Here is a 14,680-nt window from a genome sequence, read left to right as displayed (position 1 = left end):
TTAATTTTTGTTGCTCTTCGCCATTTTATATGCTGCGATAGTAGTATAATATTTAGAAATCATATTAGGTTCTTCCCAAACCGGTAATTGTCTTTTTTCCAAATAATTCAAATAATTCTGTGTTACCTGAGCAAAATGTTCTTCATGCCCAATTTTAAATTCCTCAGGAATATTAATTTTCCACATTGTATTTGATATTTTATCTGAGGTTGTACCTGGGAAAAGCTCTCTAACCTTCCCTAATAAAACATCTTGCAATACATTTTCAAAACCATTCCCATCAAAAACCTCAATATACAATGTTGGTTTAAATTTTTCTTCTTTTCCCTGGCGAATTATCAAATTACATTTAGTGCCGCGCATTATACTGTAGTGGGTATCCCCAGTTCCTTCCGGTGCCTGATAGTTCCAAACTACTGATACTTTAGCGTGCTTACCATTTATTCGATAGTTCATTTCCCCATTAGAATACACGTGCAACGCGTCTTGATTAATATCCTTTTCTAAATACTGAGGGTAAGAATCCAAACTTGTTACTTTGCTAAATTCTTTTTTGGTCAATATGGTAGGCCATCGTTTTGCCCATAACATTTCAATATTCGCAGTATCAATAATTTGTTCAGGAAAAGCTTCCCATTGCACTAAATCAACCAAATGTGTAGTCACATCAACAATACCTTCGCCTTCTTCATTAACATCAAAAAACCACGGTGGGCGCACTAAAGGTTGACCTGAAACATATTTAAAAAAATGATGTACACTTACTTTACTAATCGCTGGTTCTTCAAGCGTTCCATCAACCAATTTTCCGAATACACTTGATGATTGAGAAAACAGTTTTTGCATCATAGTAGTTGATTCAAAACGCTCTGTCATGATGTCATAAATCAAAACATTATTTTTTTCGGCGATTTTAAATGCCAATTTCAACTTTTCATAACCTTTTGGGTCAATGACCAGAGGCTTATCGGCATAAACATTTAATCCTGCTTTAACAGCTTCTAAGACATAATCTATTTTTTTAGAGTTCTTACCTGCCACCACCATAACATTACCTGGCTTTTTTGAAAGCATCTGGTTTAGGTAATCATTTCCTAAATGGGTATTCACATCCCATTTAGTAGGTTGGTCTTCCCTTGAATTATATGCGTCTATTTTTCTTAAAAAATCCTTTACTTCTGGGCCATCTGGGGCAAAAATATGAATGGTTGAGTCAACTTGGGAATACATCGTTTTTTGAACCAAAGCTGCATGAAAATGCCCGGGGTCCAAAGTCATAAATTTCACAAGTTCGGAGTTAGATTCTTCAATCTTTTCAACTTTTTGCTTTTTTTCATTACACCCGATTAAGAGTATTACTGACAAAAAAGAAATCAAATATTTCATGATGAATTTGTTTTAGTAAAATAGTAAACCCCTTCCCCATAAAAGGAGGAAGGAGCTTTCCTTAATAATTATACATACTCAACGCTTAACATAATCCGTTCCATAAGGATACCTTTGTGGCCTCCTTAGTAAGGCGTTTGCGAGATCATTGTTGGTAAAGTTTTCGCTTATTGGGTCCCACTCTAGTTTTTCAGAAACTTGCATGGCTATGTCACTGATCAAACATATGGCACAAGCCTTATGCCCCTTTTCAATGGAGGAAATAGGCTCTTTTCGACTTTTTATACAATCTAGCCAGTTACCATGTTGATCGTTGATTTTTTCAAGATGTATTTCGTTCGCTCCTATTACAGATCCCAGAATTTTTGGGTCTGAAGCATTCAATGCCTTGCTGCTTTTTTCTTTTGACACTGGATCCGATGCAGAGGCCGTATATGAGCCACGAGAAACAAAAATCCATCCGTCTTCGCCTATATATTTAATTCCGTTGGTATATCCACCACTGGTATAAACCGTGATACCATTATCATATTGATGTTTAACTAAAAAATCTCCGTGTACATCCCACAAACCTGATTTTGGAAATTCCGCCAATGCCTCAACAGATGTAGGGCCAGATAGTTCAGTATTCATTCCCCACGCTGCTGAATCATAATGGTGTTGTCCCCAACCTGTAATCATTCCTGCCCCATAATTTCGCTGTCTTAACCATCCTGGGCGACTATAATCGTTTTGAGGGTGCACGCCTATCTCCGTATAAGGAACCTCTGGAGTAGATCCCAGCCACATGTCAAAATTTAAATTAGATGGTATTGGCATTTCTGGTGCTACGGGCCCAGCAGGATCTCCCGGCAACCCAATTTTTACTGTATGTAGCTTCCCTATTCTACCATTTCTTACCAATTCGGCGGCCACCCTAAATTGGGGCATAGCACGTTGTTGGGTACCAACTTGTAAAATAACCCCTTTTTCTTGTACCGCCTTACGTAATTGTTGGCCTTCTTTCACAGTTAGTGATGTCGGCTTTTGAAGATATATGTCCTTACCAGCTAAAGCAGCTTCCATGGCCGGTTGTGAATGCCAATGATCGGGGGTACTTATTACTACCGCATCAATGTCCTTATTCAAAAGCATTTCCCGGTAATCTCCATAGATCTTCGTATCCATATACTTTTTCTTTCCGGTCTTTTCGCTATAGAACTTGTCTACCTGAACCTTTGCGTTCTCTGCCCTTTTTGAGTCTACATCGCAAACTGCAACATACCGAGCTGAATCAAACTGAATTGTATCCCGAATATCATGGTCTTTGGCTATTCTACCACAACCAATCTGCCCAATATTAATTTTATTACTGGGCGCATCTTTTCCTAACACATGGGCAGGAACAATAGAAGGAAATCCTACCATTGCTGCTGTACCTAAGGCTGTTTTATTAATGAATTTTCTTCTTTTCATATCTTGTTTAGATTTAAATCTTTAGTTCAGTATTTCCGATTTTGGATTATTTGCAAATATTTTCCAGTAACCCTCTGCTTCTTCAGCGGTCAAATCCCCTTCAAAAACAACCATTCTATAGGTAAGTTTATAATCTTTATTAGGTTCGATTTTCCATTCTTTATGACGAATAGGGCAAAATTCAAAAAACATATCCCCCCTACCGTTATTGCCATCAATAGGCCAAATTCGCATTGGCTCCGGATGCATTCTATTACCAGGGTGGCTCATGAATAAAATACCATTAGTCCCATTCCCATCAGATGATTCTCCTTTTACAATACACCATTTGGCATTGGTTCCATCCGCTGTCAATCGATCATGACCCTCAGAGGTCAATACCGTGCAATTATCTTTATGCCATCGTTCATCGAATCGCATGCCAATGCCACCGCCATATCTATATGCTTCGAAAATAATACCATCTTTCAAAGGAGAACTGAAAGTAGATGTATAATCAAACATATATCGATCCGATCTTCCTAAATCCCAAAGTTTAACATCAAGTTTTTCATCGAGGGCATTTTGTGGTGAAGATCCAGTGATAAAATCAATATGCTCCTGTGTGGCATTAAATCCTGCAAACACCTCTCCTGTGGTGGTATTATTGAATTCCTCAAAGAGAACTGTTCCTTTACCATCCCCTAGATTCCAAAAATCAACTTGTTCACCCTTTATTTGAGTATGGGTCCACGGACCCCAAATCCCATAATGGTGAAAATGATCCGGAGGTTGTATGCGGGTGAGTGTATCCCCTTTTGGTGATAGCAATGGGTGAATATAGCCTGATTTCTTGAAAATGGTATCTACCCCTTCTGGTGGGTAAGTCATTTGGTAGCGATAGGTAAGCAAAGGGTCATTACCCTTAACTAATTGAAGATTCCCATTTTTTTTGAACGTGCTCAGAACAGATTCATCATTGACACCACTTTCAATTTTCTCGAAGCTGTATGTGCCACCTCGAGGAGTATGTAAAAACCACAGCTTATTTTCATCTACTTGAAAAGGAATGGTAACATTGTTCTGAATAAGCTTGAGTTGACTGTAATCTTCGTTCCCTCTGATTTCGGTATCTAAAAAAATTGGGCTGGACTGTAAAAAACCGTCGCCATCCTGTATTTCAAATCGATATATTTCTTTTTCTGCTTTACATGATAACAAGGTAATAAAAGAACAAAAAAGGAAAATATATCTCATCAATTTTCAATATAAGGATTTGACGACGGAAATTAACAAAAAACTAACTCAAACTCAACTATTCTATATTTCTTACCCCTCGGGTTCAGGTATGGTTGTTAGTGGTGGGATATTATTTTCCGCTCCTGGATAACCTACATTTTGGTTTATGGTTCCCTGAGTGTTGGCATTAATTGCCGATGCCGGTATTGGCCACAAAACATGGTACGGACTCATGGTATATTCATCGCCATGGATAGTTCTAATACCAAGGTTGTAGAAATCGGTTACTTCCATAATCCGATCATACCAGAAATTTTTAGTTGAAAAATTATCTAAACTATAACTTTGTCCATTATATGCAGACCTTCCGGTTTTAGCAAAAATATAAGCAATCCGGGTCAATTCAGTTTTTCTATTTTCCTCGTAATATAACTCCCGCGCACGCTCATCTAAGATATAATCTATATTTACATCCGAAGCAGTAATAGGGTCCGCATTAGCCCTAAGCCTTACTGCATTTATATCATTCGCAGCCAAATCATTATCATCATTCCAAAAATGGGCTTCTGCTCTCATTAAATAAGTCTCGGCGATACGGTACACGTACCAATCACCATGACCGCCTTGAGGTTTTACTCTTTTAGGGTCTGGAACAAAGAATTTATATTGTGGCCAACCATACCAGTTTCTAATAGTGTCTGAACAAAGAGCAGTGCCATCTGGCAGGTACAACTCCAAGTTTTGACCATAGTATGTATTTCCAGATTCTAAAAGGCTAGGTGCATTATATACTAAATCTTCCATATCCAACCAGTTGCCCAACTTGTGTCGTTCATCATTATTGGCATCTTTCCAGATTTCTTTAGTACTATAATGTGTACCACGATTTCTACCAATACCCCTACCTACACTTGTAACTTGATTAATTTCGGCACTTGGACTATCAGTCATACCATTTTGACCATCAGGAGTATTTATAAAACGCCACCATAGGGGCACAGCCTGTCTTTGGATACTTGTACCTCTACTGGTAGCTCCAATACCCTCATAATCTTCACGATCAATGACCATCATTATCCCTTCTGTGTTTCCAGGTACACTTTTATTCTCAACGCGGTGTAAATCCCAAGTCACATCTTTCTCTGCTACTGCAGCGTCTATACCAAATCTACTTGTCATTAATCCATGCAAACCACCATTAATGATTCGCGATGAAGATGTTACAGCTTCATCAAAATCGCCTAGTGCAAGATTTACTTTAGTCAATAAATGCAAGACAGCGTCCTGATTCACATCCCCTCCGTTGGAAACCTCATTTACCATAGGCACTGCAGCATTCAAATCTTCCTGCATTTTTCGCAATATGGTTTCCCTTTCTGTAGTCACAAAATCTAATCTTGGCTCGGTAATCTCACTCAATATTAAAGGAACATCCCCAAATTGTTGTGTCAAACGATAATATCTATAAGCCCTATGAAAAAGGGCTCTTCCCAAAATATCATTTTTCTGGGCTTCACTATCAAACTCAGCATCATCTAATCTATTGATCACGGTATTGGCAAATTTAATCCCCTTATAAAACTCTTGCCAAAACCATCCTATTCTATTTGTATTTGCGCTGTTTAAATTTGCATCTGGCAAGATCAATAAATTTAAATCCTGGGCAGGACCTGATTTATCGGTTGTTCCCTCTACAGAAACTTCAGAAAATACATTTTCTGTTATCATAGGGGCTCCGTCACCATAATATTCATCCCTGAGGTTGACCATTGCCTGGGATAAAACACTATTCAATCCACCGGGTGTATTCAATGCATTCCCAGGAGTAAAAAAAGATTGTGGCTCTGCATCCAAAAATTCTTCCTCACAAGATGTAAATAGTGTGGCGAAAATGCATACCAAACTCAAAAATAATATCGAGTATTTATTTGCTATTGTTTTCATTGCTATATTTTTTTTATTATAAACTTAAATCAATTCCAAATGTAAAAAATTGGGCCGAAGGACGTCTTGAATCAAAGGCTCCAAACTCTTGAGCTTCAGGGTCGTATAAATCCCAATGAGGTGCCCAAACCGCTAAGTTTCTAGCATTTGCATAAACCCGAAGGCTTTGAATAGAGAGCTTTTCCAAAATAGGCTTTGGAAATCTGTAGGCCAATGTCACATTGCTTAGTCGAATAAAAGATGATTCTCGATAAACATTAAAACTAGCACTACCATCACTTGAAAATAACCTAGCGTAATCATTAGTAGGATTATCTGAAGTCCAATAAGGCGTCTGAATAGAGTTTGTACGATCTATAAAGCCATTTCTATTTTTCGCTTCATTGAATACTCTTTTCTGTCCCCAGTGTGAGTATAATTCGAAAGAAAAATCGATATTCTTTTTCAAGGTGAACAAATTGGTAAGCCCCCATCTAAATCTAGGAGAACGATGACCTTGAAATATATTGTCTTCGTCGGTATACACACCGTCATTATTTACATCCCTTAGTTTAAAATCTCCAGGAAAAACACCCCAATCAGCAGCGTCAGCTGCTTCATCTTCTTGCCAAACTCCTAAAATCTCTTTCCCCCAAATGACATCTGTTGCCTCACCTATGAACCGGCGGTTTGTTACATCGTCCAATTCATTACCGTTTTCATCCATATCACCATAGAGTTCATTGATCTTATTTCTATTCAATGAAAAGTTAAAACTGGAATTCCATTTAAAATTTTCAAGATTATAATTTTGGGTGGACAACGTGAATTCAAACCCGCTGTTCTCTATTTCCCCTAAATTCGTAGTTACACTATTAAAGCCAATGATGTTTGGTAATTGTCTGGTCACAATTAAGTCATCCGTGATATTTCGGTATGCCTCAAAAGAACCTTCTACGATACCGTTGGCTAAACTAAAATCCAACCCAAGGTTGACCGCTTTTGTTCGTTCCCATCTTAAATCTACATTCTCTTGAGTCGTATTATCAAAAGTTGGTACGGTAATCACATTTCCACTACTATCTACATTAAGGTATTTCCCAGCGTTCAGACGTGATAAGTAGGCAAATCTTCCAATATCCCTATTCCCATTCTCGCCATAGGACAATCTAAGTTTTAAGAAATCTATAAAGTTTGATTTAAAAAAGTTTTCATTTGAAATGGTCCAGGCTCCAGCTATAGAAGGAAAATAGGCCCTCTTGTTATTTGCACCAAATGCAGAATAGCCATCTCTTCTCATGGTTAGTGTCAACAAATACCTAGAATCATAGTTATAATTCAATCGGGTCATAAATGCATCTCCTGTACTTTTAATATCTTCACTATCTACTGTTTGTACGGCCCCTGCCTCTAAACTTCCAAAACCTAAGGCATCGCTAGGCTCAAAAGTATTAGCCCTAGCTCTTGTGAAACGATCCTGATATTTTTCAGCATATACCAAAAACATAAGGTTGAACGTATGCTTGTCTATCGTCTTATCCCAGCGTAGAATATTGTCTAATTGCCATTCATTGATCTTAAGGGCCTGTCTCGTGGCCGAACCCACAACATTGGCAGGACTTGCAGCCGAAGCATGGTTATAGTATTCACGAAACTCTAATCTATTAGTATACCCTAATTCATAGGAAAACCCTAAGGGTAATTTCACCTTGGCATAAACCCTTGAATTAAATGTATGATCCAAATCTATTCTATCATTAAACATTTGTCCTAAAAAAGCATTGCTAGCTCCAGCACCACTATCGTCTTGAGGACTTAATCTAATATTGCCATCATCATCAAATTCAGAACCCCAGGGAGAAGATCTTTCAATTTGCCCTCTGTTAGCCGGAATAAACCCTTCATCTCGTTTGGCGAATTGAGTATTAATACCCACAGTTAAAAAATCGGTGATTTTGGCATCCAAATTCAAGCGCGAACGCAAAGTTTCAAATTTCTCACCCGAAGTAATACCTTCGTTAGACGTGCGTCCTATGGACCAGTAATAATTTAAACCTTCCTTTCTACCAGAGATACTGGTATTCCAATCTGTTCGTAAACCAGTCTGATTTATTCTGTCATACCAATCAATGCTATTTCCTTCTAGGTAATTCCCAATTTCTACATCCTGAAAACCCAATCTATTTAACCAAGCCCGTGTAGGGTCACCTGCAGAACCATCATAGGCCAACCATTGATCCAACGTAACCCCAGATGGTAGATTATTAGGGTCATCATATCTGCCAGGATTATCTATAGTGTTTTGCGGGTTGATGCTTTTAAAGACATCTGAACGCCAATTAACATAGCCGTCCGCACTATAAGGTCGTTCGTTAGACCCATCAGTAACAACACCCACACTACTATTAATTGTAATGGTCGGCTTTTCACTAGTACCTCGTTTGGTAGTGATTAAAATTACACCACTTGCGCCTCGTGCACCATATACTGCCGCCGAACTGGCATCTTTCATTACATCTAACTTGGCTATATCGGAGGGACTAATATCTGATAAATCACCATTATAAATCATCCCATCAACTACAATCAACGGGCTAGATCCTGCCGATAAACTATTATTTCCCCGAATCTGAATATTACTAACCCCCTTTGGAGAAGTTGAAAACCCAATACTAACACCAGCCATGTTTGACCTTAATACATCAGTGACCGAATTTGTAGATTGGTGTGAAACAGCAGCAGCATCGATTTGAGATATCGCTCCTGTTAAATCTTTCTTTTTCACCGCACCATATCCAACCAACACAATTTCATCTAAGGTTGAAGCGCTGGGTTCCATTGAAGTACTGATTTGTGATTGTCCATTAATGGGAATTTCCTGCTCCGCATAACCAATATAGGTTATAACCAAAGTGGAATTTTGGTTGGCAACCTCGATGGAAAAGTTACCATCAAAATCAGTTGACACGCCGTTGGTCGTTCCTTTCTCAATAATCGAAGCACCTGGTAAAGGGACATTAAATTCGTCCGCTATGTTCCCGGTTACGGTAAAGCCTTCTTGAGCGATCGCCGAAGATGAGATTCCCAGACACAGTAGCAAAAGAAGCATTAGGTCTGGTTTTTTAATTTTTCCTAGTAAATGTTTCATACATGAGTAATTAAAGTTTGAAATTGGTTTTTATTAGTAATTATCGTTAAATGTATTATATAATATTTTATTATGCAACCGATTGCATTAATATTTAACAACAACCATTTAAAGTGTTATACCGAATAACTCAACAAATCAATAAATAATCGTTAAAATGTGTATTAATGATTAATTTTGAATCATATTTTGAAGTTTATTAACTAATTATTGTGTATAATTGTTGCATTAATCAATGCAATAAATATATATTTGGCATAGAAATTCTAATTTTCACTTAATAGATTTGGCTGAATACGTATCTTCACATATTTTAGATTTTGTGATAAATAAAATAGAAGTAAAACCATAGCAAAGTTGCGTGTAAGGCAGTGTAGTTAGCTTTAGAATTATAGTGGAGAAAGATTTACTTATGGGGAAAAAAGTTACAATTTATGATTTGGCAGAAGAACTTCAGGTTTCCCCAGGAACTGTTAGTAGAAGTTTAAATAACCATCCCGCTATTAGTAATAAAACCAAACAAAGAGTCATTTCGAAAGCAAGTGAACTGGGTTACAAGGTCAATAAATTTGCTGTCAACCTCAGTAAACAAAAATCCAATGCTATTGGTGTCATTGTTCCTCGGCTTAATTCATATTTTATGTCTACCGTTCTTGCCGGTATGGAGAAAGTTGCCAATGAGGCAGGTTATAATTTGATTATAAGCCAATCTTTAGAATCAATGGAGAAAGAGAGGCTAAATACAAAAACACTGTATGATAGTGGTGTTGATGGCCTTTTGGTCTCCCTAGCTCGCGACACAACTGGTTATGACCACTTCTCCCCTTTCTCACAAAGCGAATTGCCGCTTATATTCTTTGATAGAGTTCATGAAATGCCCAATAGCTCAACAATAGTTATTGATAATATATCTGCAGGTTTTGAAGCTACCGAACATTTAATCACGCAAGGGTGTAAGCACATATTGCACATTAGTGGTAATTTAAACCGAAGTGTTTACGCAGATCGTTTTGAAGGATTCAGAAATGCACTGCTTGCCCATGGCCTGGGTTTTAAAGAAGAACAGTTATTAGAAATAAACCTGGATTCAAAAAAAGTAGAGGATGTTCTTGCCCATATAAAAAGTACACAAAAACCTATCGACGGGGTATTTGTTGCTAGTGACACATTTGCTGCCCATTGCATTAAAGGGTTACAAAAAGAAAAATATCGGATTCCTGAAGATATAAAGGTCATTGGCTTTAACAATGACCCCATTTCTGAATTGGTCACCCCCACCCTGAGTACCATAGATTATCCAGGATACGAAATGGGAGTTCTAGCAGGGCAAAGTATAATTAGTCACTTAAATGGGAATATTAACTTACAATCTGCAAATTCAATTAGTCTTAGACATCGTTTGATTGTACGGGAATCCACAAAATAAAAGAAATAATTACACCATGAAAAAAATCAGATCAATCGCCCTATCCCTAGCACTGGTTCTTGGGATTTTAACATCAAACTCTCAAAGTTTTAAAGAAGTTGAGATTTCCAAAGAATGGATTCTTAAAATCGAACGTTTGGCGCCAACAGCACTAACAGTAAAAAACGTGTCCAAAAAGAAAATATTGGTTTTCTCAAAGGCTACAGGTTTCGATCACTGGACGATTCCACATAATGCAGAAATGCTAAAAATACTAGGAAAAAAAACAGGAGTGTTTGAAGTACATGTTAAGTATGATATTGAGCAATTCGAAAAAAAGAATCTTAAAAAGTATGATGCAGTAATATTCAACAATTGTAATCCCAGTGGTCCTGACCGAGATCTTTTTGCAGACCTGCTTCGACAAAATTCTTCGCTAACGGCTTTGGAAATCAAGAATAAAGCACCTGAATATGAGGCGAATATGATGAATTATGTTAAAAAGGGTGGCGGTCTCATGATTCTACACGGCGCAATTACTGTACAGAACAATTCTAGTGCTTTTAGTGGAATGACCGGAGGCAGTTTTGATTATCACCCTAAACAACAACAAATACACCTAAAAGAAGTAGATGGCAACCATCCCCTCGTACAAGCCTTTAATGGCAATGGTTTTACTCATTTTGACGAACCATATTTTTTTAAGAACGCTTATTTTGATTACAATTTTCGTCCTTTGTTGTATATGGAAGTTGACCAACTTGATGGTTTGAAGAAAGAAGTTTCCGAAAAAGTTGTTTATGTATCTTGGATCAAAAAGTATGGCAAGGGACGTGTATTTTATTCCTCACCTTCCCATAATGCCCAAAGTATGGACAACCCGGAATTGTTGCAGTTTTTCCTAGACGGAATGCAGTATGTGGTGGGTGATTTAATATGTGACGATTCTGCTATGAAAAAATAGATAAAAGTAGAGATGATTTGGTCTAAATTTAAATAGCTAAACTTTTAAACAGTGTGGGAAAATATATGATTTTTTTTAGCGTTCATTTATTCAATATAATTCCTGAATAATGCCTAAATCATCTTTACTTTTTGTATTCATTTTTCTTATTATTTCTTGTTCCAAAGATTCTGACCAAAAAAAAGAAGAACCTGATGTTATAGCACCTGTTGTTGAATTTTCAATTGCTGGAACTCCAAACAATACTACAGGTGAGCCCATTGTTGTAAGCAATCAAATTGAGGTAAATGTCAATGCCCAGGATCAAGGAGGTATTAGTAAAATAGAAGCCTTTATCAATAATACCCTAGTAGGAGAAGATTCCTCGCCCCCATTTTCAATAATCATAAATGTATCTTCTTATACTTCTAAGGTGACTTCAACCAATAAATATGAAGATTACATACTAAAAGTTACGGCCACGGACTTAGCTGGAAACACATCTTCAGTTGAACAGAATATTAACATTGATAATGAATTACCAACAATATCGGAAGTATCACTGATAGATAATTCCGTTCTAAATGGCGACACGAATAATGTTACTTTTGAGGTTATGGACAACGAAGAGATTACCTCCGTTATGGTCTATCTCAATGAAGAACTACTATCAGATATTACAGAAGATAGTAGCTTTGAATTCAACATTGATACATCTTCGCTTTTAGACGGTGAAAACACCTTAAAGATAGAAGTAAAAGATCCAGCAGAAAATACAGGAATTCACATTGTGAGCTTTATTGTAGACAATACTGGTCCTGAAATCACCATTGAAGCTATAACGAACGGACAAATCATCTATGAACTCACTGATTTAATTCCTTTGGTTTCCGACCTGTATTCTAATGTTGTATCCTTTGAAATCCTAAATGGAGAAACAAATTTGGCCTCTTTTGATAAATTGGCCACCACATATGAATTTACTTTTGACCCAGATATATATCCTACCGGAATCAATACACTTTTGTTTAAAGCGACAGACATTCTGGGCAACGAATCGTCAATCGAAATTCCTATTGAGATTTATAGAAAACTAGTGACCATTAATTTACCAACTGATTTTTATAACCCTCAAATTGCCAGAATTTATGTTTTTGCCTCTTCTACCGATGGTCAAGTTCTGGATACGAAAAGAATATTTCAAAACACCCAGCAAGTTGTCTTAAGCACCCAGTACGATATTAATTTGGAAGAAGAATTTTCAATTACATTTGGAGAGTATGTTACTGGTCAATTTGGGAATTCTAGTGAACTGACCTCAATACAGGATTTGAAATACAAAGCAATTACCGAATTTAATCTAAAAACATATCCTAGGATTCAATATGGTCTTTCTAGATCTTTTTCAAAAACTAATTTTGATCCAGACGACCAAATAAGTTTGATTGCACAAGGTTTTGGATATAACAACTCCTATTCAGAGCCCAATGAGTTGGTATTAGAACAGGCAACTTCAATTACTTCGGGCATTATAAATCCAGAAAAAATGTACATAAGTCTAAACAATATGACTTTGAATCAACATTCTTATTTAATCGTGGATTGGGATATCCCGAATAATTTTGTAGTAAACTATGATAATTTTATTCAGGACGGAATGGAGCAAAAATTCTACCAAACCACATTGAACTCAGGAAATTACGAATCTTCAACCCTAAGTATTTATGGATACTTATCCGAAATGGAATTTCAAAACAACGTTTCTCATCGAATATACGACTATGGATATGGTAGTATGCCTGTGGGTGGAGTCCCTTTCTTTTTTAACACCAATCTATATGAAACCAAGTACTCTCTCAGGGTGAATAACTATTTCACAGAACGTATTGGTGTACCACTGGAAACATTTGTAGATGTGGACTGGGGTTTAGACTACTCCTATTCAAATAAAGAAATTAGCTTAACTAAAAGTGGTATAGGGCATAATGTGGGTAAAATATCAATAGGCACAGATGCGCCTACCGTAATAAATGGACTTAATATTTCTTATAGATGGAGTACCGTATTTGATAGCGAAACATCAGATAGTGTAAGTTTGCCCGAGATTCCAGAAGAAATGCAAAATTGGGGATTCTATCAAATCTTTGAGCAAGATAATTTGGAGGTACAACAAGTCGAAATCAAAAAGTATCAGGGCATTATTTCTTACGAAGATTATATAAATAAAGTAATAAAAAATAATACACATTCATATTTGGTTTCGCCTTCTATGGAATCTAGATTCAAGAATAATCAAGATGGTTATTATGTGCGATACCCTCATTTTCTCCTAGATTAAAATAAAATTCATTTAAACAACTCCTCACTTAGGAATGTAAAAACTAAATGATTTAATGATTCGTTCTAAAAGATGTCAGAGAAATAGCAGTCCACTATCCTCATTCTTATTTAATCTTAGAATAAGGCGCGTTATAGATGATTTAAAAAGTGATGATTCTCCTCGTGGTAAACCCTAATATTCCAGAAGTTCCTTTTCTGTGAATTCTGCTCCGCTCTTTGATTTTATTTTTCTGAGCTCAGCAACCTTCCCTTCTTTAAGCTGCTGAGGGGTGTCAGAAAATGCATTGCTAACATAGGAGATAATATCAGCAATGTCCTTATCACTAATTTTTTCATTGTTTATTAATCCTGGCATAGCTAAATTCAAATTATACTCCTTGCCATTAACATGAACTGGTCCTTCCAAACCATGAAGAATGATTAACCCCATTCGTTCTATAGGTTTGGATGCATATTCTGAATTCATTAAAGGAGGCGCTAATCCTTCAAGTCCCTCACCGTTCATTCCGTGACAAGCAGTACATATCTGTCTGAAAAGTTTAGCCCCTTTTGTCCTGGTGTCCTCAACTAATGATTTTCGGGTAAATATCCAATTGGCAGTATCCTCTTTCTCATGAACTCCGACGACATCTATTTTAGATAAAAGGCTTTCGTTAAAAAGTTGAGGGTCTTCTTCCATTTTATTCACCAAATTTTCTACCCCATCAAACCCACTAAGAATCAACTCATTAAAGATTTTACTGTTGGGATATCTTTTAGCTATTTCTATAACCATTGGCATAAACATTTCGCTGGATACTGTTACCCATTTACCCAAGCTTGACACAACATACAAATCCAATTGCTTATCCTTCTTTTCAAT

Annotated in this window: 9 protein-coding genes (1 of these 9 only partly in view); 3 read left to right on the top strand and 6 right to left on the bottom strand. The window is 36.8% G+C overall.

Features of this window, described 5'->3' with window-relative positions; all coding sequences use genetic code 11:
* The 5 genes from FB2170_RS10140 to FB2170_RS10120 form a co-directional block, all read right to left on the bottom strand.
* Positions 1-1,386, bottom strand: a complete 1,386-nt coding sequence (locus FB2170_RS10140; protein ID WP_013306464.1) for a putative oxidoreductase C-terminal domain-containing protein — start codon at positions 1,384-1,386, stop codon at positions 1-3.
* Between the two features lie 78 nt (positions 1,387-1,464).
* On the bottom strand, positions 1,465-2,841 hold the full coding sequence (locus FB2170_RS10135) for a Gfo/Idh/MocA family protein (protein ID WP_013306463.1): 1,377 nt from the start codon (positions 2,839-2,841) through the stop codon (positions 1,465-1,467).
* A 21-nt stretch (positions 2,842-2,862) separates the two neighbouring features.
* Positions 2,863-4,077 (bottom strand): PmoA family protein, encoded by a 1,215-nt coding sequence (locus tag FB2170_RS10130; protein WP_013306462.1) that lies wholly within the window; start codon positions 4,075-4,077, stop codon positions 2,863-2,865.
* A gap of 72 nt (positions 4,078-4,149) precedes the next feature.
* Positions 4,150-6,003: a RagB/SusD family nutrient uptake outer membrane protein gene (locus tag FB2170_RS10125; RefSeq protein ID WP_013306461.1), complete on the bottom strand. Its 1,854-nt coding sequence runs from the start codon at positions 6,001-6,003 to the stop codon at positions 4,150-4,152.
* Positions 6,004-6,019: 16 nt separating this feature from the next.
* Entirely contained in the window at positions 6,020-9,130 is a 3,111-nt protein-coding gene (locus FB2170_RS10120) for a SusC/RagA family TonB-linked outer membrane protein (RefSeq protein WP_013306460.1), read from the bottom strand.
* 412 nt (positions 9,131-9,542) lie between these two features.
* Between FB2170_RS10120 and FB2170_RS10115 the strand changes: the two genes are divergently transcribed.
* The 3 genes from FB2170_RS10115 (at position 9,543) to FB2170_RS10105 (ending at position 13,816) form a co-directional block, all read left to right on the top strand.
* Positions 9,543-10,556 (top strand): LacI family DNA-binding transcriptional regulator, encoded by a 1,014-nt coding sequence (locus tag FB2170_RS10115; RefSeq protein WP_013306459.1) that lies wholly within the window; start codon positions 9,543-9,545, stop codon positions 10,554-10,556.
* Positions 10,557-10,572: 16 nt separating this feature from the next.
* Positions 10,573-11,499: a ThuA domain-containing protein gene (locus FB2170_RS10110; protein ID WP_013306458.1), complete on the top strand. Its 927-nt coding sequence runs from the start codon at positions 10,573-10,575 to the stop codon at positions 11,497-11,499.
* A gap of 109 nt (positions 11,500-11,608) precedes the next feature.
* Positions 11,609-13,816 (top strand): Ig-like domain-containing protein, encoded by a 2,208-nt coding sequence (locus FB2170_RS10105; RefSeq protein ID WP_013306457.1) that lies wholly within the window; start codon positions 11,609-11,611, stop codon positions 13,814-13,816.
* Positions 13,817-13,990: 174 nt separating this feature from the next.
* Here the strand turns inward: FB2170_RS10105 and FB2170_RS10100 are convergent, their stop codons facing one another.
* Positions 13,991-14,680: the 3' end of a c-type cytochrome gene (locus FB2170_RS10100; protein ID WP_013306456.1), read on the bottom strand. Its footprint extends 1,533 nt past the window's final position; the window shows 690 of its 2,223 coding nt (coding positions 1,534-2,223); its start codon lies off the right edge, out of view; it ends in the stop codon at positions 13,991-13,993.

Origin of the sequence: Maribacter sp. HTCC2170 (genome assembly GCF_000153165.2) — a bacterium.
In the GTDB taxonomy this organism is placed as follows: domain Bacteria; phylum Bacteroidota; class Bacteroidia; order Flavobacteriales; family Flavobacteriaceae; genus Maribacter_A.
This window is presented reverse-complemented; position numbering and strand designations above follow the sequence as displayed.

Bases quoted from the DNA above. Each gene is read 5' to 3' on its own strand.
- FB2170_RS10140 (WP_013306464.1), bottom strand. From the start codon at position 1,386: ATGAAATATTTGATTTCTTTTTTGTCAGTAATACTCTTAATCGGGTGT.
- FB2170_RS10135 (WP_013306463.1), bottom strand. From the start codon at position 2,841: ATGAAAAGAAGAAAATTCATTAATAAAACAGCCTTAGGTACAGCAGCA.
- FB2170_RS10130 (WP_013306462.1), bottom strand. From the start codon at position 4,077: ATGAGATATATTTTCCTTTTTTGTTCTTTTATTACCTTGTTATCATGT.
- FB2170_RS10125 (WP_013306461.1), bottom strand. From the start codon at position 6,003: ATGAAAACAATAGCAAATAAATACTCGATATTATTTTTGAGTTTGGTA.
- FB2170_RS10120 (WP_013306460.1), bottom strand. From the start codon at position 9,130: ATGAAACATTTACTAGGAAAAATTAAAAAACCAGACCTAATGCTTCTT.
- FB2170_RS10115 (WP_013306459.1), top strand. From the start codon at position 9,543: ATGGGGAAAAAAGTTACAATTTATGATTTGGCAGAAGAACTTCAGGTT.
- FB2170_RS10110 (WP_013306458.1), top strand. From the start codon at position 10,573: ATGAAAAAAATCAGATCAATCGCCCTATCCCTAGCACTGGTTCTTGGG.
- FB2170_RS10105 (WP_013306457.1), top strand. From the start codon at position 11,609: ATGCCTAAATCATCTTTACTTTTTGTATTCATTTTTCTTATTATTTCT.